21 protein-coding genes are annotated in these 23,190 nt (G+C 61.6%); 11 read left to right on the top strand and 10 right to left on the bottom strand.

The features are described from left to right. Nucleotide 1 precedes the first annotated feature (1 nt). The 3 genes from DNK50_RS10815 to DNK50_RS10805 all read right to left on the bottom strand — a co-directional run bounded on the left by DNK50_RS10815 (nucleotide 2) and on the right by DNK50_RS10805 (nucleotide 2,055). Complete coding sequence (locus DNK50_RS10815; RefSeq protein WP_112193968.1) at nucleotides 2–583, bottom strand: YceI family protein; 582 nt, start codon at nucleotides 581–583, stop codon at nucleotides 2–4. 87 nt (nucleotides 584–670) lie between these two features. Beyond that, on the bottom strand, nucleotides 671–985 hold the full coding sequence (locus tag DNK50_RS10810; RefSeq protein ID WP_099587552.1) for an amidase: 315 nt from the start codon (nucleotides 983–985) through the stop codon (nucleotides 671–673). Then, nucleotides 982–2,055: a serine hydrolase gene (locus tag DNK50_RS10805; RefSeq protein ID WP_112193966.1), complete on the bottom strand. Its 1,074-nt coding sequence runs from the start codon at nucleotides 2,053–2,055 to the stop codon at nucleotides 982–984. Before DNK50_RS10805 ends, DNK50_RS10810 begins: the two co-directional genes overlap by 4 nt. A 185-nt stretch (nucleotides 2,056–2,240) precedes the next feature. Between DNK50_RS10805 and olsB the strand changes: the two genes are divergently transcribed. Continuing rightward, nucleotides 2,241–2,996, top strand: a complete 756-nt coding sequence (gene olsB / locus DNK50_RS10800; RefSeq protein WP_099587554.1) for an L-ornithine N(alpha)-acyltransferase — start codon at nucleotides 2,241–2,243, stop codon at nucleotides 2,994–2,996. Next, on the top strand, nucleotides 2,996–3,787 hold the full coding sequence (locus DNK50_RS10795; RefSeq protein ID WP_099587555.1) for a lysophospholipid acyltransferase family protein: 792 nt from the start codon (nucleotides 2,996–2,998) through the stop codon (nucleotides 3,785–3,787). Before olsB ends, DNK50_RS10795 begins: the two co-directional genes overlap by 1 nt. A gap of 51 nt (nucleotides 3,788–3,838) precedes the next feature. On the opposite strand, the gene DNK50_RS10790 is transcribed toward DNK50_RS10795, so the two are convergent. Then, nucleotides 3,839–4,423 carry an ACP phosphodiesterase gene (locus DNK50_RS10790; protein WP_112193964.1) on the bottom strand — a complete coding sequence of 195 codons (585 nt, stop codon included), beginning with the start codon at nucleotides 4,421–4,423 and terminating at the stop codon, nucleotides 3,839–3,841. Nucleotides 4,424–4,577: 154 nt separating this feature from the next. On the opposite strand from DNK50_RS10790, the gene DNK50_RS10785 reads away from it, so the two are divergent. Genes DNK50_RS10785 through DNK50_RS10775 form a run of 3 tightly spaced genes read left to right on the top strand, consistent with a single transcriptional unit; the run spans nucleotide 4,578 to nucleotide 7,169 of the window. After that, nucleotides 4,578–4,904, top strand: coding sequence for a helix-turn-helix transcriptional regulator (locus DNK50_RS10785; RefSeq protein WP_012722694.1), 327 nt, complete (start codon nucleotides 4,578–4,580; stop codon nucleotides 4,902–4,904). 14 nt (nucleotides 4,905–4,918) lie between these two features. Next, nucleotides 4,919–6,085 (top strand): MFS transporter, encoded by a 1,167-nt coding sequence (locus DNK50_RS10780; protein WP_112193962.1) that lies wholly within the window; start codon nucleotides 4,919–4,921, stop codon nucleotides 6,083–6,085. 28 nt (nucleotides 6,086–6,113) lie between these two features. Beyond that, nucleotides 6,114–7,169, top strand: coding sequence for an alkene reductase (locus tag DNK50_RS10775; protein WP_112193960.1), 1,056 nt, complete (start codon nucleotides 6,114–6,116; stop codon nucleotides 7,167–7,169). A 290-nt stretch (nucleotides 7,170–7,459) separates the two neighbouring features. Here DNK50_RS10775 and DNK50_RS10770 read toward each other — a convergent pair whose 3' ends face one another. Further along, nucleotides 7,460–8,092 carry a TetR family transcriptional regulator gene (locus DNK50_RS10770; RefSeq protein ID WP_099587559.1) on the bottom strand — a complete coding sequence of 211 codons (633 nt, stop codon included), beginning with the start codon at nucleotides 8,090–8,092 and terminating at the stop codon, nucleotides 7,460–7,462. A gap of 286 nt (nucleotides 8,093–8,378) precedes the next feature. On the opposite strand from DNK50_RS10770, the gene DNK50_RS10765 reads away from it, so the two are divergent. The 6 genes from DNK50_RS10765 (at nucleotide 8,379) to DNK50_RS10740 (ending at nucleotide 18,471) form a co-directional block, all read left to right on the top strand. Next, nucleotides 8,379–9,527 (top strand): efflux RND transporter periplasmic adaptor subunit, encoded by a 1,149-nt coding sequence (locus DNK50_RS10765; RefSeq protein WP_112193958.1) that lies wholly within the window; start codon nucleotides 8,379–8,381, stop codon nucleotides 9,525–9,527. Between the two features lie 3 nt (nucleotides 9,528–9,530). Continuing rightward, the gene (locus DNK50_RS10760; protein WP_112193956.1) at nucleotides 9,531–12,692 is read left to right on the top strand and encodes an efflux RND transporter permease subunit; all 3,162 of its coding nucleotides are present in this window, start codon (nucleotides 9,531–9,533) and stop codon (nucleotides 12,690–12,692) included. After that, a complete protein-coding gene (adeC, locus tag DNK50_RS10755) occupies nucleotides 12,689–14,146 on the top strand; it encodes an AdeC/AdeK/OprM family multidrug efflux complex outer membrane factor (RefSeq protein WP_099587562.1) in 1,458 nt (485 codons plus the stop codon). The genes DNK50_RS10760 and adeC overlap by 4 nt, the downstream gene beginning before the upstream one ends. A gap of 168 nt (nucleotides 14,147–14,314) precedes the next feature. Beyond that, nucleotides 14,315–16,012: a molecular chaperone HscC gene (locus DNK50_RS10750; RefSeq protein ID WP_099587563.1), complete on the top strand. Its 1,698-nt coding sequence runs from the start codon at nucleotides 14,315–14,317 to the stop codon at nucleotides 16,010–16,012. A gap of 224 nt (nucleotides 16,013–16,236) precedes the next feature. Further along, nucleotides 16,237–17,487, top strand: coding sequence for an OprD family porin (locus DNK50_RS10745; RefSeq protein WP_112193954.1), 1,251 nt, complete (start codon nucleotides 16,237–16,239; stop codon nucleotides 17,485–17,487). A gap of 84 nt (nucleotides 17,488–17,571) precedes the next feature. Beyond that, on the top strand, nucleotides 17,572–18,471 hold the full coding sequence (locus DNK50_RS10740; RefSeq protein WP_112193952.1) for a polysaccharide deacetylase family protein: 900 nt from the start codon (nucleotides 17,572–17,574) through the stop codon (nucleotides 18,469–18,471). A 65-nt stretch (nucleotides 18,472–18,536) separates the two neighbouring features. On the opposite strand, the gene pcaC is transcribed toward DNK50_RS10740, so the two are convergent. From pcaC to pcaG, 5 genes are all read right to left on the bottom strand, one after another. Next, a complete protein-coding gene (gene pcaC / locus DNK50_RS10735) occupies nucleotides 18,537–18,935 on the bottom strand; it encodes a 4-carboxymuconolactone decarboxylase (protein WP_112193950.1) in 399 nt (132 codons plus the stop codon). A gap of 10 nt (nucleotides 18,936–18,945) precedes the next feature. Beyond that, on the bottom strand, nucleotides 18,946–19,737 hold the full coding sequence (pcaD, locus tag DNK50_RS10730) for a 3-oxoadipate enol-lactonase (RefSeq protein WP_112193948.1): 792 nt from the start codon (nucleotides 19,735–19,737) through the stop codon (nucleotides 18,946–18,948). A 10-nt stretch (nucleotides 19,738–19,747) separates the two neighbouring features. Beyond that, nucleotides 19,748–21,112 (bottom strand): 3-carboxy-cis,cis-muconate cycloisomerase, encoded by a 1,365-nt coding sequence (locus DNK50_RS10725; protein WP_112193946.1) that lies wholly within the window; start codon nucleotides 21,110–21,112, stop codon nucleotides 19,748–19,750. A 10-nt stretch (nucleotides 21,113–21,122) separates the two neighbouring features. Next, nucleotides 21,123–22,418, bottom strand: a complete 1,296-nt coding sequence (locus DNK50_RS10720) for an MFS family transporter (protein ID WP_012722673.1) — start codon at nucleotides 22,416–22,418, stop codon at nucleotides 21,123–21,125. A 204-nt stretch (nucleotides 22,419–22,622) separates the two neighbouring features. Beyond that, entirely contained in the window at nucleotides 22,623–23,189 is a 567-nt protein-coding gene (gene pcaG, locus DNK50_RS10715; RefSeq protein ID WP_112193944.1) for a protocatechuate 3,4-dioxygenase subunit alpha, read from the bottom strand. Between the last annotated feature and the right edge of the window lies 1 nt (nucleotide 23,190).

The raw sequence follows: 23,190 nt of genomic DNA, 5'->3' as shown, positions 1-23,190 counted from the left end.
GTCAGCGCGCCGTGAAAATCAGCACCGCACCCACCGGCACCGACAAACTGATCGACTTGAGCCCCGCGGCTTCACGCAATGCCGCCACACCTGGCGCCAGGTCGAAACCCTCGGCGTGCAGTACCACAGGCTCCAGGGTCACTACCTGGAAGCGCCGGTCATCCAGGCGCGTGGCCAGCAATTCGGCGCTGTAGGTCTGGGTCTTGCCGTGCAAGGTCACGCTCAGCGGCAGGCGCAACTCCAACTGCGCGCCGGGGGCCAGGTCATTGATGGGTTGCAGATTGATCTGTGTACGGATCAGCGCATCGGGAAACGTCTTGATCTCGAACAGCTGGTTGCGCATGCGCTCGTCACGCAGCGGGATGCCGCTATTGACCGACTCCAGTTCCACTTCCACCTGCGCCGCGCCCTTGCTGTCGACCTTGCCATGCAGCACCAGAAAGCGCTGCACTTCAGCGATTTCGGTGTTTTTGGTGGTGACAAAGGACAGCCGCGAGGATTCGTTATCCAGGTACCAGTCGGCGTGGGCGGGGATAGCGGCGCAGGTCAGTAACGTGAAGGCCAGAGGTTTGACATTGAACATAAAGACTCGTGGGGCAAAAAACCTGCACGAACCTTAAGCGCATGTCAGGAACGGCGCAAATCCAAATGTGGGAGGGGGCTTGCCGGGTCAGGGTGTCAGGCGGCAGCCCTGCCGCTCCCCCAACCACCTGGCACTGTGCGTGCGCCCCAACCCACTCGCCGTCACTTCACTGCGCTCAGGGTTATCGCTGAATGCACTGGTCGGCACGTACTGCTTCACATAACCCCGGCAATAGTCGGCTGGATTGTTCGCCACATACCGGCACGAGCAATACTCCTTGGCCGTGTACGCCGCGATGATGTCGGGGAAGGCTTGCAGGTTGACGCGCTCGTGCCAGATCCAGCCCAGCAGGGCTGCGACCAACAATAGAAACACGGTGGTAAACGGCCGACGACGGATCATGGCTGCACCGCCGCAAGCACGCGCTTGAGCAGTTCGTTGTGTTGGTAGCTGCCGTCGCGATCATCGCCGTAACGCACGATCACCAAGTGGTCGGCGGGCATCACGTACAGCGCCTGGCCCCAGTGGCCGAGTGCGGCGAACGTGTCAGCCGGGGCGGCGGGCCAGGGTCGCGGGGTGCCTTGGTTCAGCCACCAATGACCGCCGGGCACGGCTTCGTCCTGGCCTGCCTGGTATTTGTCGAAAGGCTGGCGGTTGAAGGCGACCCAGTCTTCTGGCAGCAATTGTTGCTCGCCCCAACGACCGTTGCGCGCCATCAGCAAACCGACGCGGGCCAAGTCGCGTGCAGTCAGGTAGGCATAGGACGAGGCGACGAAGGTTTCATCGGCATCGGTTTCCCACGTGGCATTACGAATGCCCAGCGGTTTGAACAGCGCGTCCCACGGGTAGCTGATGTAAGCCTTGTGTCCGAGCATGCCTTTGAGTGCGGCGGATAAGATATTGCTGTCACCGCTGGAGTAACGGAAGACCTGGCCCGGCGCGCTGAACGATCCGGTGTTGGCGGCGAACTCGGCCATATCGGCGTGGCCACGGGTATAGAGCATCGCCACCACCGAGGATTTGAGCGGCGCGTATTCGTAGTCCTCCTGCCAGTCCAGGCCTGTGGCCCAGTGCAGCAGGTCGGCCATGGTCACCGTGGGGTGTTGCTTCATCGGCGGGTAAAAACGCCACACAGGGTCAGTCAGTTTGAAGCGATTATCGCCGTAGGCTATGCCCAGCACAGTGGCCATCAGGCTCTTGCTGATGGACCAGGTCAGGTGCGGCGTGTCGGCGGTGGTGGGCGCGGCGTAGCGTTCATAGATGATCTGGCCGTCGCGGATCACCAGCAGCGCATCGGTGCGAATGCCTTGGCGGGTGGCATCGTCACGCGGCGGGAACGCGTAGGCGTCCAAGGCTTCGACGGCGGGCCCGGCAAGCGGCGTGCCCTTGGCCCAGTCCTTGTCTGGCCAGGTGTCGGCATCGGCGGTAACGGTGACGAACAGCAGGGCAACACACAGCAGGCCTCTGACCATGGACACAGACTCAAGGGGGCATTCAAGCCCGCGAGCCTAGCCGAGGGTGATGACAGATTTGCGACAGGAAGGGCTGTCATCCAAGCGTCACCATAACTTCATGGAGATGACACCGAGCCTACATAGCCTGAGTTTGGACAAACAAGTCGACCGGCCGAAAGGTGGCTGGCACTCGGAGATTCGCCATGACTCAGATCGCCCGCATCAGCGACACCGGCAATGAACGCCGTCTGCAAGCCGAACGCCTGGTTGGCGCACAAGCGTTGCAGGAAGCCCAGGCCCTGCGGTTCAACGTGTTCAGCGGCGAGTTCAACGCCAAGCTGAAAGGCGCGGAACACGGCCTGGACATGGATGACTATGATGTTCACTGCAGCCACATCGGCGTGCGGGATTTGAACAGCGGTCGACTCGTCGCCACTACCCGCTTGCTCGACCATCAGGCCGCCAGCACCTTGGGCCGGTTCTACAGTGAAGAAGAATTCAGCCTGCATGGCTTGCTGCACCTGCAGGGCCCGATCCTGGAAATCGGCCGCACCTGCGTCGATCCGGCCTACCGCAACGGCGGCACCATCGCCGTGCTGTGGGGCGAATTGGCCGAAGTGCTCAACCAGGGCGGCTACAGCTATCTGATGGGCTGCGCGAGCATCCCGATGCACGACGGCGGCATCCAGGCCCACGCGATCATGCAGCGCCTGCGCGAACGCTATCTGTGCAACGAACACTTGCGCGCCGAACCGAAAAAACCGCTGCCGGCGCTGGACCTGCCGTCCAACGTGATCGCCGAAATGCCACCGCTGCTCAAGGCCTACATGCGCCTGGGTGCGAAGATCTGCGGCGAGCCGTGCTGGGATGAAGATTTCCAGGTGGCCGACGTGTTCATCCTGCTCAAACGCGATAATTTGTGCCCGCGTTATGCGCGCCACTTCAAGGCGGCCATGTGATGAGCCGTTTGCGCGTGTACGGGCGCATCGCCCGCGTGCTGGTGGTGGTGGCGCTGGGCTTGAGCATGGCCAGTGTGTTCGGCGTGTTCGAGCGGCTGGGCATCGCCAACTCGATGGTGCGGCGTCAGCGTTGGTCGCGGTTTTTTATGGCGCGGCTGACCAATGCCCTGCCCTTTCGCGTGACGGTGCACGGTGAGTTACCGACGCAGCCGATGCTGTGGGTGAGTAATCACGTGTCCTGGACGGACATTCCACTGCTGGGTGCGGTGGCGCCGATGTCGTTCCTGTCCAAGGCCGAAGTGCGCACCTGGCCGGTGGCGGGATGGTTGGCGGCCAAGGCCGGCAGCCTGTTTATCCGCCGTGGCTCGGGCGACAGCCAGTTGATCCGCAAGCAGATGACCCGCCATCTGGAGCAACAGCATCCGCTGCTGATGTTCCCCGAGGGCACCACCACCGACGGGCGTAGCCTGCGCACCTTCCACGGGCGCTTGCTGGCCAGTGCGATCGATGCGGATGTGGCGCTGCAACCGGTAGCAATTCGTTACCTGCGCGATGGGCAAGTAGACCCGCTGGCGCCGTTTATTGGCGATGACGATTTGTTGTCGCACCTGATGCGGTTGTTCGCCAATGATCAGGGCGATGTGGAGATTCACGTGCTCAAGCCGATTGCGTGCGCCGGGCAAGAACGCGCGGCATTGGCGTATCAGGCGCAGCAGGCGGTGCAGAAGGCGTTGTTTGGGCCGCTTCCAGAGGCTGAGCAAGTGGCGGTTCGACCAGCATTCGCCGCCTGATATGAGCTAAACACGGTTCCAATGTGGGAGGGGGCTTGCCTCCTCCCACATTTAGACCCCACTAATCAGCTGGGCTTGTGAAAAGGCTTGCAACTCAGGGTAGAACTCACTGAAGCCTTTGCTCAGCGGCTCATACAGAATCCGCAATTCCTGCATCGCCTGCCCCAGTTCCTCCGGCTGCGTCAGCCGCCGCGAAATCCCGCGCAACACCTGCTCCATCACCTCGAACTCACGGTACGAACCCAGCCAGTCATCCGCTGCCATCCAGGGCGCAATCTGCGCCAGCCGCCCCGGCAACTGCGGCTCGGCCGCGAGCACGCGATACACCTGCGAAGTGAACTGCTCCAGCGGCTGATCGGCATACAACGCCCAATCCCGCGCTAGGCAATGATCGAAAAACACATCGAGGACGATCCCCGCATAGCGCCTGCGGGTAAGGCTGAAACGCGACAACGCTTCGCCGACCAGCGGGTGGCTGTCGGTAAAGCGGTCGATGGAGCGATGCAACTGGATCGCCGACTCGATTTGCGGGCTGAACTGCCCTTGCAGGCGACCTTTGACGAAATCGCCATAGAGGCTGCCCAGCAGTTGCGCAGGAAGTTGGCCGCCCAGGTGCAGATGTGCGAGATAATTCATGGCGCGCAGTCTAGCACTGCCGTCAACGTATCGTTATAACCCGATATACCGATTTGACCTGTCCTCAGACCAAAATCATATTGGTATATCGAGATACAACGATTTAAGGTTCGCCTCATCGCGATATAACGCTTTACGACACCGAGCACCTGCCATGTCCATCGACCTCGACGAAATAATAAAAGCCCTGGCGCACCCAGTACGACGAGACATCCTCACCTGGCTGAAAGACCCGAAAGTGCAATTCCCCGAACAGCTGCACAACCACGAATACGGCATCTGCGCCGGGCAGATCGACCAGCGCTGCGGCTTGTCCCAGTCGACCGTGTCGGCCCACCTGGCCACCTTGCAACGGGCGGGTTTGATCAGCAGCCAGAAGGCCGGGCAGTGGCACTTTTTCAAACGCAACGAGGAAACCATCCAGGCCTTCCTCGCAGCGCTCACCACCGAACTCAGCGCTGACGACAACGCAGCGCTGTAACAAAGGAAACGCAAATGCCCCTCTCGCTACTCATCCTGGCCCTGAGCGCCTTCGCCATTGGCACCACCGAGTTCGTCATCATGGGCCTGTTGCCCGATGTGGCGGCGGACCTCGGTGTGTCGATTCCCGGCGCCGGCTGGCTGGTGACTGGTTACGCCCTGGGCGTGGCCATCGGCGCGCCGTTCATGGCACTGGCCACCGCCAAGCTGCCTCGCAAGGCCGCGCTGGTAGCGTTGATGGGCATATTCATTATCGGCAACCTGCTCTGCGCCCTGGCCAGTGACTACAACGTGCTGATGTTTGCCCGCGTGGTCACCGCGTTGTGCCACGGTGCGTTTTTCGGGATCGGCTCGGTGGTGGCGGCCAACCTGGTGCCTGCCAACAAGCGGGCGTCCGCCGTGGCCTTGATGTTCACCGGTCTGACCCTGGCCAACGTGCTCGGTGTACCGCTGGGTACTGCGCTGGGCCAGGAAGCCGGCTGGCGCTCGACCTTCTGGGCGGTGACGGTGATTGGTGTGGTGGCGTTGATCGGCCTGATCCGCTTCCTGCCGGCCAAGCGCGACGAAGAAAAACTCGACATGCGTGCCGAACTGGCCGCCCTCAAAGGGGCCGGGATCTGGTTGTCGCTGAGCATGACCGCGCTGTTCGCCGCGTCCATGTTTACCCTCTTCACCTATGTGGCGCCGCTGCTCGGTGATGTCACCGGCGTGTCGCCCAAAGGCGTGACCTGGACCCTGCTGCTGATCGGCCTGGGCCTCACCGTGGGCAACATCATCGGCGGCAAGCTGGCGGACAAGCGTCTGGCCGCGACCTTGATCGGCGTGTTTATCAGCATGGCGGTGGTGTCCACGGCGCTGACCTGGACCAGCGTCGCCGTGATCCCGACTGAAATCACCCTGTTCCTGTGGGCCACCGCCTCGTTTGCTGCCGTGCCTGCGTTGCAGATCAACGTGGTGACCTTCGGCAAGGCCGCGCCAAACCTGGTGTCCACCTTGAACATCGGCGCCTTCAACATCGGCAACGCCCTTGGTGCCTGGGTCGGCGGCAGTGTGATTGCCCACGGCTTCGGCCTGACCAGCGTGCCATTGGCGGCAGCTGCCCTGGCGATCCTTGCGCTGGTAGTGACCCTGATTACTTTCCGTCAGGGCGGCGATGCCGACCTGGCCCCTGCGACCAACTGATCAACTTCAAAGAGAAAGGTGTATTCCCATGACGACTATTTTCGATCCGATCACACTGGGCGACCTGGAACTGTCGAACCGCATCATCATGGCGCCGCTGACCCGCTGCCGTGCCGATGAAGGCCGCGTACCCAACGCGCTGATGGCCGAGTACTACGTGCAACGTGCGTCCGCCGGGCTGATCCTCAGCGAAGCCACCTCCGTGACGCCGCTGGGCGTGGGCTACCCGGACACGCCAGGCATCTGGTCCAACGACCAGGTGCGTGGCTGGGCCAACGTCACCAAGGGGATTCATGGCGCGGGCGGCAAGATCTTCCTGCAACTGTGGCATGTGGGCCGCATCTCCCACGAGTCCTACCTGAACGGCGAAACGCCGGTGGCACCGAGCGCGATCCAGCCCAAGGGCCACGTCAGCCTGGTACGCCCACTGGCTGACTACCCGACCCCGCGCGCCCTGGAAACTGCAGAAATCGCCGACATCATCGACGCCTACCGCACCGGTGCCGAGAACGCCAAGGCCGCCGGCTTCGACGGCGTGGAAATCCACGGCGCCAACGGCTACCTGCTCGACCAGTTCCTTCAGAGCAGCACCAACAAGCGCACCGACCAGTACGGCGGCTCCCTGGAAAACCGTGCACGCCTGCTGCTGGAAGTGACCGACGCGGCCATCGAAGTCTGGGGCGCCGGCCGTGTGGGCGTGCATTTGGCACCGCGTGCCGACTCCCATGACATGGGCGACGATAACCTGGCAGAAACCTTCACCTACGTCGCCAGCGAATTGGGCAAACGTGGCATCGCGTTTATCTGCTCACGTGAAAAGGAAGGCGCGGACAGCCTCGGTCCACAACTGAAGAAAGCCTTCGGCGGCGTGTACATCGCCAACGAACGCTTTACCAAGGACAGCGCCAATGCGTGGCTGGCCGAAGGTAAAGCGGATGCGGTGGCCTGGGGTGTGCCGTTCATTGCCAACCCGGACCTGCCGGCACGCTTGAAGGCCGATGCGCCGCTGAACGAAGCACGTCCGGACACCTTCTATGGCAAGGGCCCGGTCGGCTACATCGATTACCCAACGCTGGCGCTGTAAACCAAATGTGGGAGGGGGCTTGCCCCCGATGGCGGTGCATCAGTCACTATAGGTGTTGACTGACCCACTGCTATCGGGGGCAAGCCCCCTCCCACATTTTTGACTGTCTGTAGCCTTGGGAAACATCGCTTCACAGAACCGCAACAAAATCCCTACAAAATACTTAGGCGGCTACCTATCAACCGCCCGCCAGCCCGTATATAAAGTCACCCCACCAATCAGGCAGAAGGACGATTGACTGTCCTTAGGCTTTACTGTTGACACACCCTGATGCAATTACGCATTTTGTTTCAATTGCGCAGGCTTGGGCTCAGACGCAGCATGTCTAGCCCTGCGTCTACCCAGCGTTCCGCTTCCTGATGCAATTGGAAGCTGTCGGGGACCAACAGCCACTGGCCAATCAGCCCATTGATGTAGGCATGAATGCACACGGCGCCGCGGGTGGTGTCGAGGTTTTCCGGCAGTTGCCCGCGATGGACCGCGTTACGCAGGGTCAGGCCGATGCGCAGGTTGCACTCCAGGCTGTGGGTCTGACGCTGGCGGCGCATGTCGCACATTTCATCGGTGAATTCGCACTTATGAAACAAAATCTCATTGATGCGCCGGGTTTTCGGGTCCAGGGCCACTTGATGAAACAAATGAATCAGCAGCTTGCGCATGCAGCCCAGCGGGTCGAGTTCATCCTCGCTTTCACTGGCCCTGGCCAATTCATCCAGCGGCTCATGCAAGGTGTCGAGCAGCGCCTGCAACAGATCGGATTTGTTGCTGAAGTGCCAGTAAATAGCGCCCCGCGTCACACCGGCCAGCGCGGCGATGTCCGCCAGCGTCGTGCGTGCAACGCCGCGATCGTAAAAGGCTTGCTCGGCGGCTTGAAGAATTTGGCTGCGCGTTTCTTGAGCTTCCTCTTTAGTGCGACGAACCATGGCAGTAGAACCTCAATCAGGACACTTGAGACTATCGTTAACGCAACGTTAATAGACGCGAACGATCATCTGAATATTTGTGGGACGACACCGTCATGGGTGCCGAACGTAATGGAATCGAGGCTTCGGACGTTGCTTTGTCAACATTCCCCGCAGCCTGTCAAGAGTTTACAAACAACCATGAACGTAAGTATATTGCGTAGCAAGCTACTTATCCACTCACGGCTTGTTTTTTACCCTTCCACCCTTCTTGTGCGCACCCTGCGCGCCTGACCCGAGGATCTTCATGCAACTTAAGCCAGCTGTTACCGCTCTGGTCACTGCCGTCGCCCTGGCATCGCTGCTCAGCGGATGTAAAAAGGAAGAAGCGGCTCCGCCCGCTCAAACCCCTCAGGTCGGCGTGGTCACCATTCAACCGCAAGCCTATACCCTGACGTCCGAGCTGCCAGGCCGCACCACCGCCTACCGCATCGCGGAAGTTCGTCCTCAGGTCAATGGCATCATCCTCAAGCGCCTGTACAAAGAAGGCGCCGACGTGAAGGAAGGCCAACAGCTTTACCAGATCGACCCGTCGGTCTATGAAGCCACGCTCAAAAGCGCACAAGCGACGCTGACCCAGACCAAGTCGATCACCGATCGCTACAAACAGTTGGTGGATGAACAAGCCGTCAGCCGTCAGGAATACGACACCGCCGTCGCTAACCGCATGACTGCCGAAGCAAACGTTCAAACCGCCCAGATCAACGTGCGCTACACCAAAGTCTACGCGCCGATTTCCGGGCGTATCGGCCGTTCTGCCGTCACCGAAGGCGCGCTGGTCAGCAATGGCCAGGCCGATGCCATGGCCGTGATCCAGCAACTGGACCCGATCTACGTCGACGTCACGCAGTCTTCCGCTGAAATGCTGAAACTGCGCCGCGACCTGGAAAGCGGCCAACTGGAAAAAGCCGGCGCCAATGCCGCCAAGGTCAAGCTGACCCTGGAAGACGGCACCGACTACGGTCAGGAAGGCAAACTTGAGTTCTCCGAAGTGTCGGTCGACCAGACCACCGGTTCCGTGACCCTGCGCGCTGTGTTCCCCAACCCTGACCACACCCTGCTGCCGGGCATGTTTGTTCACGCCCAACTGCAAGCCGGTGTGAACAGCAAGGCGATCCTGGCACCGCAGCAAGGCGTGACCCGTGACATCAAGGGCATCCCGACCGCGCTGGTGGTGAACAAGGACAACAAGGTCGAGCAACGCACCCTGGTGGCCAACCGTACCGACGGCGCCTACTGGCTGGTGGAAAAAGGCCTGAACGCCGGTGACCGCGTGATCACCGAAGGCCTGCAATTCATCAAGCCGGGCATCGAAGTCAAGGTCAAGGACGCTGACAACGCCAAGCCCGCAGGTTCCGCTGCTGCTCCTGCTGCCGCTGCCGGCAAAGGGGAGTAATCCATGTCGAAATTTTTTATCGACCGTCCCATTTTCGCCTGGGTAATTGCCCTGGTGATCATGCTGGTCGGGGCACTGTCGATTCTGAAGTTGCCCATCAACCAATACCCGGCCATTGCGCCAACCGCCATCGACATCCAGGTGACCTACCCAGGCGCGTCCGCACAAACCGTGCAGGACACCGTGGTGCAGGTCATCGAGCAACAGCTCAACGGTATCGACAACCTGCGTTATGTCGCCTCGGACAGTAACTCCGACGGCAGCATGACCATCACCGCGACGTTCAACCAGGGTACCAACCCGGACATCGCCCAGGTCCAGGTGCAGAACAAGCTGAACCTGGCAACCCCGTTGCTGCCGCAAGAAGTGCAGCAACAGGGTATCCGTGTGACCAAGTCGGTGAAGAACTTCCTGATGGTGATCGGTCTGGTGTCGGAAGACGGCAGCATGACCAAGGACGACCTTTCCAACTACATCGTGTCCAACATCCAGGACCCGATCTCGCGTACTGCGGGTGTCGGTGACTTCCAGGTGTTTGGTTCGCAGTACGCCATGCGTATCTGGCTGGACCCGGGCAAGCTGAACAACTACCAGTTGACCCCGGTCGACGTCAGCACCGCCATCTCGGCACAGAACGTACAGGTGGCCACCGGTCAACTGGGCGGCCTGCCTGCCCTGCCCGGCACCCAACTGAACGCGACCATCATCGGCAAGACCCGCCTGCAAACCGCAGAAGAGTTCGGCAAGATCCTGATGAAGGTCAACGCCGATGGCTCGCAGGTGCGTCTGCGTGACATCGCGCGTATCGAACTGGGCGGCCAGAACTACAGCATCAGTGCACAGTTCAACGGCAAGCCGGCTTCCGGCATGGCGATCAAGCTCGCCTCGGGCGCCAACGCCCTGGACACCGCCAAGGCCATCCGTGCGACCGTAGCATCCCTGGAGCCGTTCTTCCCGCCAGGCATGAAGGCGGTGGTGCCGTATGACACCACCCCTGTGGTGACCGAATCGATCTCCGGCGTGGTGCACACCCTGGTCGAAGCGATCGTGCTGGTGTTCCTGGTGATGTTCCTGTTCCTGCAGAACTTCCGCGCCACCATCATCACCACCATGACCGTACCGGTGGTATTGCTGGGCACCTTCGGGATCCTGGCGGCGTTCGGTTTCACCATCAACACCTTGACCATGTTCGGCATGATCCTCGCCATCGGCTTGCTGGTGGACGATGCCATCGTCGTGGTGGAAAACGTCGAGCGGGTCATGGCCGAGGAACACCTGTCGCCGAAAGAGGCGACGGTCAAGTCCATGGGCCAGATCCAGGGCGCCCTGGTGGGTATTGCCCTGGTGCTGTCGGCGGTACTGTTGCCGATGGCGTTCTTCGGTGGTTCCACCGGTGTGATCTACAAACAGTTCTCCATCACCATCGTTTCGGCCATGGCGTTGTCGGTACTGGTTGCCCTGATCTTCACCCCGGCGCTCTGCGCCACCATGCTCAAGCCCATCGATCCCGAGAAACACGGCCAACCCAAGCGTGGTTTCTTCGGCTGGTTCAACCGCACCTTCGACCGTGGCGTCATCAGCTACGAGCGCGGCGTGGGCAACATGATCAAACACAAATTCCCTGCGTTCTTTGTGTACCTGATCATCGTCGTCGGCATGATCTGGTTGTTCACCCGGATTCCAAGCGCGTTCCTGCCCGAGGAAGACCAGGGTGTGATCTTTGCCCAGGTGCAGACGCCGGTCGGTTCGTCGGCTGAACGTACGCAAAAAGTCATCGACGACATGCGTGCCTTCCTGCTCAACGACAAAGAAGGCGAGCCAGGCGAAGGCAAGGCTGTGAAATCGGTGTTTACCGTCAACGGCTTCAACTTCGCCGGCCGTGGCCAGAGCTCGGGCCTTGCGTTCGTGATGCTCAAGCCATGGGATGAGCGCGACGCTTCGCAGTCGGTATTCGAAGTGGCCAAGCGTGCCCAGGGTTACTTCTTCGGGGCCTTCAAGGACGCCATGGTCTTCGCCATCGTGCCGCCTTCGGTTCTGGAATTGGGTAACGCCACCGGTTTCGACGTGTTCCTGCAAGACCAGGGCGGTGTCGGCCACGAGAAGCTGATGGAGGCGCGTAACCAGTTCCTCGGCATGGCGGCCCAGAGCAAGATCCTGGCCGGTGTACGCCCCAACGGCGTGAACGATGAGCCGCAGTACGAGCTCACCGTCGACGACGAGAAGGCCAGTGCCCAAGGCATTACGCTGTCGAGCATCAACCAGACCCTGGCGATTGCCCTGGGTGGCAGCTACGTCAACGACTTCATCGACCGTGGTCGCGTGAAGAAGGTGTACGTGCAGGGTGAGGCCGCTGGCCGTATGTCCCCTGAAGACCTGAACAAGTGGTTCGTGCGCAGCGACTCCGGGAAGATGGTGCCGTTGTCGGCTATCTCGTCGGGGAAGTGGATCTACGGTTCGCCGAAGCTCTCGCGCTATAACGGTGTAGCGGCGATGGAAATCCTCGGTACCCCGGCTCCGGGCTACAGCACCGGTGATGCCATGGCTGAAGTCGAACGCATCGCCAAGCAACTGCCGGCGGGCGTGGGCTATGCCTGGACGGGCCTGTCGTACGAAGAACGTCTGTCCGGCTCCCAGGCACCTGCGTTGTACGCCTTGTCGCTGCTGGTGGTGTTCCTGTGCCTCGCGGCCCTGTACGAAAGCTGGTCGATCCCGATTGCAGTTGTCCTCGTGGTGCCGTTGGGTGTGGTGGGTGCGTTGATCGCCACCAGCATGCGCGGCTTGTCCAACGACGTGTTCTTCCAGGTGGGCTTGCTGGTGACGGTGGGCCTGGCGGCGAAAAACGCCATCCTGATCGTCGAGTTCGCCAAAGAGCTGCATGAACAAGGCAAGGGCATTGTCGAGTCGGCCATCGAAGCCTCCCGCATGCGTCTGCGCCCGATCATCATGACCTCCATGGCGTTCGTCCTCGGCGTACTGCCGCTGGCGATCTCCTCGGGCGCCGGTTCAGGCAGCCAGCACGCCATCGGTACCGGCGTGATTGGCGGTATGATCACGGCCACTGTCCTGGCGATCTTCTGGGTGCCACTGTTCTTTGCAACCGTGTCCGCCGCGGGCGAGCGTAAAAAGACTGAACCTAAGCAAACTCCTAAAGAGGCTGGCCAATGAGCAAGTCGCTACTTTCCCTAGCCGTCACCGCCTTCGTGCTCAGTGGCTGCTCGCTGATACCTGACTACCAGCGCCCCGAAGCGCCGGTGGCGGCACAGTTCCCGCAGGGGCCGGCGTATTCGCCAGCCCAGGCGCCGAACCAGGCGGCTGCCGAGCAAGGCTGGAGGCAGTTTTTCCATGACCCGGCCCTGCAACAGCTGATCAAGACCGCGCTGGAAAACAACCGTGACCTGCGCGTTGCGGCGCTGAACATCGATGCCTATGCCGCGCAGTACCAGATCCAGCGCGCCGACCTGTTCCCGGCCGTCTCGGCCACGGGCAGCGGCAGCCGTTCGCGTACACCGGCCAAGCTGTCGCAGACCGGTGAGGCGACCATCGCCAGCCAGTACTCGGCAGGCTTGGGGATCAGCTCCTACGAGCTGGACCTGTTCGGGCGTGTCCGCAGCCTGAGTGAAGAAGCGCTGCAGAAATACTTCGCTACCGAAGAAGCGCGCCGCAGCACCCAGATCAGCCTGGTAGCCAGTGTGGCCAACGCCTACCTGACCTGGCAGGCCGACAAGGAGCTGCTCAAGCTCACCCAGGACACCCTGGGCGCGTTTGAGCAGAGCTTCAAACTGACCTCGCGCAGCAACGAAGTCGGCGTGGCCTCGGCACTTGACCTGAGTCAGGCGCGCACCTCGGTGGAAAACGCCCGCGTGCAACTGGCGCGTTACACCCGCCAGGTGGCCCAGGACGAAAACAACCTGACCCTGCTGCTGGGCACCGGCCTGCCGGCGAATATCGCCAGCCAGCCGCTGTCGGATGACCTGCTCAGCGACGTGCCGGCCGGGTTGCCATCGGACCTGCTGCAACGTCGTCCTGACATCGTGCAGGCCGAGTACAACCTCAAGGCGGCCAACGCCAACATCGGCGCGGCCCGTGCCGCGTTCTTCCCGAGCATCACCCTGACGGCCAGTGCTGGCACCGCCAGCCCAACCTTGGGTGGTCTGTTCAAAGGCGGTTCGGGCACTTGGTCGTTTGCACCGCAGATCAACATCCCGATCTTCAACGCCGGTAGCCTGCGCGCCAGCCTGGACTACTCGAAGATCCAGAAAGAGATCAACGTGGCGAACTACGAGAAGGCCATCCAGACCGGCTTCCAGGAAGTCTCCGACGGCCTCGCCGCACGTGAGACCTACAAGCAGCAACTGGACGCCCAGCGCGGTTTCGTCGAGGCCAACCAGGATTACTACCGCCTGGCTGAGCGTCGCTACCGTATTGGTGTCGACAGCAACCTGACCTTCCTCGACGCCCAGCGCCAGTTGTTCAGTGCCCAGCAATCGCTGATCACCGACCGCCTGGCACAGTTGACCAGCGAGGTCACCCTGTACAAGGCCCTCGGCGGCGGCTGGAACGAGCAGACGGCGAAGAATGAGCCGTTGAAAGAAGAAGCGCCGGCGTTGAAGTTGTTCTGATCACGCTGCAGTAAAGAAAAAACCGCCTCCCTTACAGGAGGCGGTTTTTTTATGTCCATAGTGGTGAGCGGGCTCATCACAAAACGCCCTGTCGCCTTGCTTTCGCTTCAACCTTTCAGGGTAAAATTGGTCACAGATTCTTACAGACCACAGAGGGAGCTTGTCGTAATGATCGTAGGAATCGACCTGGGAACCACCAACAGCCTCGCCGCCGTCTGGCGCGGCGACGCCGCCGAACTGGTGCCCAATGCCCTTGGCCAGTTGCTGACCCCAAGCGTGGTCGGGCTGGATGATCAAGGCCGTATCCTGGTCGGCCAGGCCGCCAAAGAGCGCCTGCACACCCACCCGCACCTGACCACGTCGCTGTTCAAGCGCTACATGGGCAGCGCCACTGAGGTACGCCTGGGTGATCGCTCGTTCCGCCCCGAAGAACTCTCGGCGCTGGTGCTCAAGAGCCTCAAGGAAGACATCGAGCGCACCTACGGCCATACCGTCACCGAAGCCGTGATCAGCGTGCCGGCCTACTTCAGCGACGGCCAACGCAAAGCCACGCGCATCGCCGGTGAACTGGCGGGGCTCAACGTTGAAAAACTGATCAACGAACCCACCGCCGCCGCCCTCGCCTACGGCCTGCATCAGCGCGACAAAGAAACCTCGTTCCTGGTCTTCGACCTCGGCGGCGGCACCTTTGACGTGTCGATCATCGAGCTGTTCGACGGGGTGATGGAAGTGCGCGCCAGCGCCGGCGACAACTTCCTCGGTGGCGAAGACTTCGACACCTTGCTGCTGGAACACTTCGTCGAGAGCCAGCGCAACAGCGCCGGTTTTCCGCCCACCAACAGTGTGCTGCAAGCCCTGCGCCGCGAAGCCGAGCGCGTGCGCAAGGCCCTCGGCCAGGACGACAGCGCCGAGTTCGCCCTGCGGGTCGATGGCCAGCAATGGGTGCAGACCATCACCCAACAGGACATGGCCAAGCTCTACACGCCACTGCTGGAACGCCTGCGCGCCCCGATTGAACGCGCCCTGCGCGATGCGCGGATTCGCGTCAGCGACCTCGATGAAATCCTGCTGGTGGGCGGCACCACACGCATGCCGCTGGTGCGCAAACTCGCCGCCGGGTTGTTCGGGCGCTTTCCGTCCATCAGCCTTGACCCCGACCAGGTGGTCGCCCACGGCGCGGCGATCCAGGCGGCGCTCAAAGCCCGTTCCGCCGCGCTTGAAGAAGTGGTGCTGACCGACGTGTGCCCCTACACCCTGGGCATCGAAACCTCGAACCAATACGGCGGCCATATCGAAAGCGGCCATTACCTGCCGTTGATCGAACGCAACAGCAGCGTGCCGGTGAGTCGTGTCAAAAGCGTAGTGACACTGCACGACAACCAGAGCCAGGTGCTGCTGAAAATCTACCAAGGCGAAAGCCGCCTGGTGAAAGACAACATCGAACTGGGCCAACTGGACATCGCGGTGCCCAAGCGCAAGGCCGGTGAAGTCTCGCTGGATGTGCGCTTCACCTACGACAACAACGGTCTGCTGGAAGCCCAGGTGAGCATCCCGCTGACCGGCGAGCAGCACTCCCTGGTGATCGAGAACAACCCCGGCGTGCTCAGCCCGCAAGAGATTCAGCAACGCCTGCAAGCGCTGGCGCAGTTGAAGGTTCACCCACGCGATCAGCAGGTCAACACGGTGCTGACTGCGCGCCTCGAACGGCTCTATCAGGAAAACCTCGGCGAGCTGCGCGAGCAGCTCGGCCACTGGGCCGCGCAGTTCCAGCAGATCCTCGACACCCAGGACGAACGCCGCATCCGTGAAGCCCGCAGTGAACTGACCCGGCAACTTGAGCAACTCGACAATGGATCGTGGCGCTGAGGGAAAGGCGCTGTAGTCATTCACTGGCGTCATAAATGCCGTCCATGATTGTCAATTTCATGGACGGCCTGTGTGCTCACACGGGCAATCTATCCCAAGCGTTTATCCGCTCAAAGTCGTTCGATCACCGCCCAAAACCCGCCCGCCCCCACTTTCATCGCCCCCGTACCGCCCCGCACCATGGCCGCCACCTGCATAACCCCAATAACAACAGGTCCAACGCCATGAGCACGTTCCGTCCCTGCCAGCTCTTGCTGGCCACCGCTGTCGCCAGCCTGGCAATTCCCGTCGTCGCCGAAGAGCACGGCTTCCTGGAAGACGCCAGCGCCAACCTCAACTTGCGCAATTTCTTTATCAACCGCAATTTCACCAACCCGACCAAGACCCAGGGCGGCGCGCAGGAGTGGACGCAGAGTTTCATCCTTGACGCCAAGTCCGGCTTTACCCAGGGCACAGTTGGGTTCGGTGTGGATGTGCTGGGGCTGTATTCGTTGAAGCTCGATGGCGGGCGCGGCACCGGCGGCACACAGCTGTTGCCGTTGGATCGCGACGGCCGGCCGGCGGATGAGTTCGGGCGCCTCGGTGTGGCGTTCAAGGCCCGTATTTCGAAGACCGAAGTCAAGGTCGGCGAGTGGATGCCGGTGCTGCCGATCCTGCGCTCGGACGACGGCCGTTCCCTGCCGCAAACCCTGCGCGGCGGGCAGATCACGTCCAGGGAAATCGACGGACTGACCCTCTACGGCGGCCAATTCCGCGCCAACAGCCCGCGTGACGACAGCAGCATGACCGACCTGTCGATGACCGGCAAAGCCGCCTTCACCTCTGACCGCTTCAACTTCCAGGGCGGCGAATATACGTTCAACGACAAACGCACCCAGGTCGGCCTGTGGAATGCCCAGCTCAAGGACATCTACAGCCAACAATACGTCAACCTGACCCACAGCCAGCCCCTCGGTGACTGGACCCTGGGCGCCAACCTCGGGTTCTTCTACGGCAAGGACGACGGCAGTGCCCGCGCTGGCGAGTTGGACAACAAGACCTGGTCCGGCCTGTTCTCTGCCAAGTACGGCGGCAACACCTTCTATGTCGGCCTGCAAAAACTCACCGGCAACAACGCCTGGATGCGCGTCAACGGCACCAGCGGCGGCACCCTGGCCAACGACAGCTATAACTCCAGCTACGACAACGCCCAGGAAAGATCCTGGCAACTGCGCCACGACTACAACTTCGCCGCCCTCGGTGTGCCGGGCCTGACCTTGATGAACCGCTATATCAGCGGCAGCAACGTGCACACCGGCACCATCACCGATGGCAAGGAATGGGGTCGCGAAAGCGAATTGGGCTACACCGTGCAAAGCGGCAGCCTGAAAAACCTGACGATGCGCTGGCGCAACTCCAGCATGCGCCGCGACTACAGCAACAACGAGTTTGACGAAAACCGGTTGATCGTCAGTTACCCGATAAGTCTGCTGTAATCCAGCGTCGCACTTGCTGTATGGTGCGCGCCTGCCGCTGCTGATCCGCCCAGCAGCGGCCTCTTTTTCGAGCCCGCATACACCATGAAATCCTTCGCCATCGCATCGGCCGTGCTGGCCCTGGCCGTGAGCCTCAGTGGCTGCATCGGCGCGCCCGTCGCCCTGACGCCCCAGACTGAGCAGCGCCTGCAAAGCCAGGCGCCGATCCGTTTCCTGCTGACCTTCGATGACGGTCCCAGTGCCTCGGGCTACAACAACCCGAGCCGTTCGGTGGTGGCCGACCTGGCGCACAACCCGGTGTTGCCGGGGATCAAGGCGGTGTTCTTTTTGCAGACCGAGGCGGCCCGTTCCGGCGGCAGTTCACGGGGTCGCAAGACCATGGAACGTGAGTACGCGGGCGGGCATATCCTGGCCTTCCACACAGCCACGGCGTTTCATACCAACCATCGCTGGCTGAACAACGCCGAACTGGAAAGCACCCTCGCCCAGGGTTCTGCCGATATCGCCGCGATCACCGGCGCGCCACCGGTGCTGGTGCGCCCGCCGTTCTGGAACTACGACCGCCGCACCTTCGCCGCCTACCAGCGCCATGGCCTGCACGTGCTGCTGACGGACTTGAGCGCCAATGACGGCAAGATCTGGGGCTTCAACGGCAGCCCACGCCGCCGCGCCAACCTGTATCGGCAACTGTCGGTGGTGCGCGAGCGCATTGCATTGGGCGAGTTGCCAACGGTAGATGGGGTGATACCGGTGGTGGTGACCTTCCACGACATCAACCGCTACACCGCGCGGCATATGCAGGAATATCTGCAGATCCTGCTGGACAGTGCCCAGGTCACCGGCATAAAGACCGCCGCCGAGCCGTTCTATACCGACCATGATGCACTGCAGCGTGCGGCGCTGGCGCGGACGGTCAAGGATGTGAGTGAAGCCGTGCACCTGCCAGGGGTATGGAACTGGGTGTGGGATGCTGATTCCCACTGAAACTTGAAGCCTTGTGAAATCAAACAGGTGGGAGCCCCCTCCCACATTTTGAGCGCAGTTCAAATCTAGTCGGGTTGGCGGGACTCAACGCCCAGCTCATCCCACACGGATTCAGCCAGGTGGAAGGTGGCATTCGCCGCCGGGATCCCGCAGTAGATCGCGCTCTGCATCAGCACTTCCTTGATCTCGGCACGGGTCACGCCATTGCTGGCAGCGGCGCGCAGGTGCAGCTTGAGCTCTTCGGCGCGGTTCATGCCGATCAGCATGGCAATGGTGATCAGGCTGCGGGTGTGCCGAGGCAGGCCCGGGCGGGTCCAGATGTCACCCCAGGCGTGGCGGGTGATCATTTCCTGGAATTCGCTGTTGAACTCGGTCAGGGCATTGAGGCTACGGTCGACATGCGCGTCGCCCAGCACGTCGCGGCGTACTTGCAGCCCCTCGGCGTAACGTTGTTTCTCTTCCACAAAAAGCTCCTCAACGGGCCAGCAAAAATTCAATTACACGGTCGCTGAATGCAGCACCGGCCTGAACGTTGGACAGGTGCGCCGCATAGAACTCAGCGTACTCGGCACCCCTCACATGGGTCTGAATAAAGCGGCCACCCTCTGGCGGTGTGACGGCATCTTCGGTGCCGGCAATCACCAGGGTCGGCACTTTGATCGTGCGCAGTTGCTCACGGAAATCCGCATCCCGCACGGCGCCGCAGTTGGCCGCATAACCCCCGGGCGAAGTGGACGCGAGCATGTCGGTGATCTGCTGGGCCTGGTGCGGGTTGGCCGCTGCGAAGTCAGCGGTGAACCAGCGCGCAATGGAGGCATCACGCAAGGCCACCATCGCCGCTGCACCGTCGCGCGACACCATCTCGATGCGCGGGTTCCAGATCTCCGGCGTGCCGATCTTGGCCGCGGTGTTGCACACCACCAGGCTCTGCAAACGCTCACCGGCGTTGATGCCCAGCCATTGGCCAATCAGGCCGCCCATGGACAGGCCGCAAAAATGCGCGCGTTGAATATCCAGTGCGTCCAACAGCTCCAGCACATCACGGCCGAGCTGTTCGATGCTGTAGGGGCCCTCGGTAACCAGGGATTTGCCATGGCCACGGGTATCGAAACGCAACACGCGAAAATGCTGGGTGAAGGCCGGAATCTGGATGTCCCACATATGCAGGTCAGTGCCCAACGAGTTGGACAGCACCAATACTGGCGCGTCCACGGGGCCATCGAGTTGGTAATGCAGGTCGCCCTCGGCGAGTTGTGCAAATGGCATGGTGGCCTCCTCAGGCAGTCAGTTCAAAATGTTCGGTGACAGCACGGGTGACCCAAGTGTGCGCCTGGCCCAGATAGTGGGCCGGGTCGAGCAGGCGGTCGAGTTCGGGTGCAGACAGCTCGGCGCTGACCTGCGGTTCGTCGGCCAATACGGCGCGTAGATGGCGCCCTTCGGCGACTGCTCGCTTGCAGCACTGCTCCAGCAAATGGTGTGCGGTTTCGCGGCCCAGGCGCTGGGCAAGCACGATGCTGACGGCTTCGGCCAGGACCAGGCCCTGGGTCAGATCGAGGTTCTGCTTCATGCGCTCGGGGTCGACTTCCAACCCCTCGCTCACCTGCAGCGCCTGTTGCAAGGCGCCGGAGACCAACCGGCAGATCTCCGGCAAGGTTTCCCATTCGGCATGCCACAAGCCCAGGCTGCGCTCATGCTCCTGGGGCATCGCGCTGAACATCGTCGCGACCAACCCAGGCACGCGGGTGGCCGTACTGATCAGCACCGCAGCGCCGACTGGATTGCGTTTGTGCGGCATAGTCGACGAGCCACCCTTGCCCGGCGCCGACGGTTCGAACACTTCCGCCGCTTCGGTCTGCATCAACAGGCTGATGTCGCGGCCCAGCTTGCCGAGGCTGCCGGCGATCAACCCCAGCACGCTGGCGAACTCCACCAGGCGATCACGCTGAGTGTGCCAGGGCTGTTCGGGCAAGCTCAGTTGCAGCTCAGCCGCCAACGCCTCGGCCACCGGCATCGCCTGCTCACCGAGTGCGGCCAGGGTTCCGGAGGCGCCGCCGAATTGCAGCACCAACAGGCGCGGTTTCAGCTCGGTAAGACGTTGACGACTGCGCGTCACGGCGCCCAGCCAACCGGCGATTTTCATGCCCAACGTCACGGGCGTTGCGTGCTGCAGCCAGGTACGCCCGGCCATCGGTGTGGTCGCATAACGCTGGGCCTGGGCGGCGAGTACATCCCCCAAGCGAGCAAGGTCGGTTTCGATCAACACCAGGCCGCGCCGCAATTGCAGCACCAGCCCGGTGTCCATCACATCCTGGCTGGTCGCGCCCAGATGCACGTAGCGTTCGGCCCCGGCATCTTCGCTGGCGATCAACCTACCCAGCGCCTTGACCAACGGAATCGCCGAATTGCCCGCGGTGGCAATCGCCACGCCAAGCGCGTCCACGTCGTACAACGACGCCAGGCATGCCTGGGCAATCGGTGCAACGGCGGCCTGGGGAATCAACCCGACCCGCGCCTCGGCGCGGGCCAAACCTGCCTCAAAATCCAACATGCCCTGCAAGCGCCCCTGGTCGCAGAACACCTCGGCCATGCTGTCAGCCGTGAAGTAAGCGTCGAACAGCTGATTGCTGGTGCGCAGTGTCATAACGCGTTCCTTACAAATCGTGGTGCAAGTACTCCGCCTGTTTCGGCAGACGCAAGCTGAACAGGAAAGCCACGGCCATCATGCCGGTGACGTACCAATAAAAGGTGTTTTCCATGCCCATGGATTTCAGACCCAAGGCCACGTATTCCGCCGAGCCGCCGAAGATCGCATTGGCCACCGCATAGGCCAGGCCTACGCCCAAGGCACGCACATGGGGCGGGAACATTTCCGCTTTCACCAGGCCGCTGATCGAGGTGTAGAAGCTCACGATAGCCAACGCCAGGGAAATCAGCACAAACGCCAGGAACGGGCTGGTCACGGTTTTCAGGGTCAAAAGGATCGGCACGGTGCACAGAGTACCGAGGGCGCCAAACCAGAGCATCGAGTTGCGTCGACCGATCTTGTCCGAGAGCATGCCGAACAGCGGCTGCATGCACATGTACACAAACAGCGCGCCGGTCATGATGTAGCTGGCGGTCTTGGCGTGCATCCCGGCGGTGTTCACCAGGTACTTCTGCATGTAGGTGGTGAACGTGTAGAAAATCAGCGAGCCGCCGGCGGTGTAGCCGAGCACGGTGATAAACGCCGCTTTATGGTTGCGAAACAGCGCAGCGATGCTGCCGGCGTCCTTGTCCTGGCGCATTTCCTTGCTGGTGGTTTCCTTGAGGGTGCGACGCAGCAACAGCGAAATCACCGCCGCAATCGCGCCGATCACGAACGGAATCCGCCAGCCCCAGGCGCGCAATTCTTCTTCGGTGAGGATCTGTTGCAGGATCACCACCACCAACACCGCCAGCAGTTGCCCGCCGATCAGGGTGACGTATTGGAACGAGGCGAAGAAACCGCGCTGGCCCTTGAGGGCGACTTCACTCATATAGGTTGCGGTGGTGCCGTACTCGCCACCCACCGACAACCCCTGGAACAACCGCGCCACCAGCAGCAACGCCGGAGCCCAGGCGCCGATGTCTTTGTAGGTGGGCAGGAAGGCGATGACCAGCGAGCCGGCGCACATCATCAGCACCGAAATCATCATCGAATTTTTGCGACCGTGTTTATCGGCCACCCGGCCAAACAGCCAGCCGCCGATGGGGCGCATCAGGAACCCGGCGGCGAATACGCCGGCGGTGTTGAGCAGTTGGACCGTGGGGTCGTCCGAGGGGAAAAACGCCGGGGCGAAGTAAATGGCGCAGAAGGCGTAGACGTAGAAGTCGAACCATTCGACTAGGTTGCCGGAGGAGGCACCGACAATCGCGAAGATCCGTTTGCTGCGTTCTTCTCCGGTGTAGTGACTGGTGGTTGTTGTCATGATTTTTCACTCAGTGGGAACGGTTATAGCCTAGACATACTTTGCAACAACCATGTTCCGCAAGCAGACATTTGGATAATGGGTTGCCTGAACCGGCCCTATCGGGGGCAAGCCCCCTCCCACATTTGAATTGTGAATACATTCAAGTGTGGGAGGGGCGGTGCGACGATTCGACTTGCCCCCGATGAAGCCCTCCAGACTTACTCAATAATCAAAAAACACCGTCTCCTTATCCGTCCCCTGCAAAATCACATTCCACTGATACACACCCTGCTCATCCTGCCTGGCAATCAAGGTGCTACGCCGCTCGGCCGGCACACATGCCAGCAGCGCGTCATCGCCATTGAGCACCTCACCGTCAAAATAAATCCGCGTCAGCAAGTGCTTCACCAAGCCTCGCGCAAACACCAGCACCACCAAATGCGGCGCCTGGGTCGTGCCTTTCAGGCCCGGAACAGCCCCCGGCTTGATGGTGGTAAACCGGAAGCGCCCTTCGGCGTCCACCGGCACCCGGCCAAACCCTTCAAAGTTAGGGTCGACGGCCTTGTCCTGGTCATCTTCCGGATGGTCGTACTTGCCGGCGGCATTGGCCTGCCAGACTTCGAGCATGGCGTCGTTGACCACATCACCGTTGCCATCCACCACTTGCCCGCTGATCGCCACGCGCTCGCCAAGGGTGGCGGCGACGGTCAGGTCTTCGCGGTTCAGCCAGGTCAGGCCGATGTGGTAATACGGCCCGACGGTGTGGGACGTGGTTGCGTAAAGGCTCATC

The sequence above is a fragment of the Pseudomonas sp. LG1E9 genome (genome assembly GCF_003290225.1).
GTDB lineage: Bacteria > Pseudomonadota > Gammaproteobacteria > Pseudomonadales > Pseudomonadaceae > Aquipseudomonas > Aquipseudomonas cyclaminis.
The sequence above is the reverse complement of the archived record's forward strand: the minus strand, read 5'-3'. Positions and strand labels throughout refer to the sequence as shown.

Bases quoted from the DNA above. Each gene is read 5' to 3' on its own strand.
- DNK50_RS10815 (WP_112193968.1), bottom strand. From the start codon at position 583: ATGTTCAATGTCAAACCTCTGGCCTTCACGTTACTGACCTGCGCCGCT.
- DNK50_RS10810 (WP_099587552.1), bottom strand. From the start codon at position 985: ATGATCCGTCGTCGGCCGTTTACCACCGTGTTTCTATTGTTGGTCGCA.
- DNK50_RS10805 (WP_112193966.1), bottom strand. From the start codon at position 2,055: ATGGTCAGAGGCCTGCTGTGTGTTGCCCTGCTGTTCGTCACCGTTACC.
- olsB (WP_099587554.1), top strand. From the start codon at position 2,241: ATGACTCAGATCGCCCGCATCAGCGACACCGGCAATGAACGCCGTCTG.
- DNK50_RS10795 (WP_099587555.1), top strand. From the start codon at position 2,996: ATGAGCCGTTTGCGCGTGTACGGGCGCATCGCCCGCGTGCTGGTGGTG.
- DNK50_RS10790 (WP_112193964.1), bottom strand. From the start codon at position 4,423: ATGAATTATCTCGCACATCTGCACCTGGGCGGCCAACTTCCTGCGCAA.
- DNK50_RS10785 (WP_012722694.1), top strand. From the start codon at position 4,578: ATGTCCATCGACCTCGACGAAATAATAAAAGCCCTGGCGCACCCAGTA.
- DNK50_RS10780 (WP_112193962.1), top strand. From the start codon at position 4,919: ATGCCCCTCTCGCTACTCATCCTGGCCCTGAGCGCCTTCGCCATTGGC.
- DNK50_RS10775 (WP_112193960.1), top strand. From the start codon at position 6,114: ATGACGACTATTTTCGATCCGATCACACTGGGCGACCTGGAACTGTCG.
- DNK50_RS10770 (WP_099587559.1), bottom strand. From the start codon at position 8,092: ATGGTTCGTCGCACTAAAGAGGAAGCTCAAGAAACGCGCAGCCAAATT.
- DNK50_RS10765 (WP_112193958.1), top strand. From the start codon at position 8,379: ATGCAACTTAAGCCAGCTGTTACCGCTCTGGTCACTGCCGTCGCCCTG.
- DNK50_RS10760 (WP_112193956.1), top strand. From the start codon at position 9,531: ATGTCGAAATTTTTTATCGACCGTCCCATTTTCGCCTGGGTAATTGCC.
- adeC (WP_099587562.1), top strand. From the start codon at position 12,689: ATGAGCAAGTCGCTACTTTCCCTAGCCGTCACCGCCTTCGTGCTCAGT.
- DNK50_RS10750 (WP_099587563.1), top strand. From the start codon at position 14,315: ATGATCGTAGGAATCGACCTGGGAACCACCAACAGCCTCGCCGCCGTC.
- DNK50_RS10745 (WP_112193954.1), top strand. From the start codon at position 16,237: ATGAGCACGTTCCGTCCCTGCCAGCTCTTGCTGGCCACCGCTGTCGCC.
- DNK50_RS10740 (WP_112193952.1), top strand. From the start codon at position 17,572: ATGAAATCCTTCGCCATCGCATCGGCCGTGCTGGCCCTGGCCGTGAGC.
- pcaD (WP_112193948.1), bottom strand. From the start codon at position 19,737: ATGCCATTTGCACAACTCGCCGAGGGCGACCTGCATTACCAACTCGAT.
- DNK50_RS10725 (WP_112193946.1), bottom strand. From the start codon at position 21,112: ATGACACTGCGCACCAGCAATCAGCTGTTCGACGCTTACTTCACGGCT.
- DNK50_RS10720 (WP_012722673.1), bottom strand. From the start codon at position 22,418: ATGACAACAACCACCAGTCACTACACCGGAGAAGAACGCAGCAAACGG.
- pcaG (WP_112193944.1), bottom strand. From the start codon at position 23,189: ATGAGCCTTTACGCAACCACGTCCCACACCGTCGGGCCGTATTACCAC.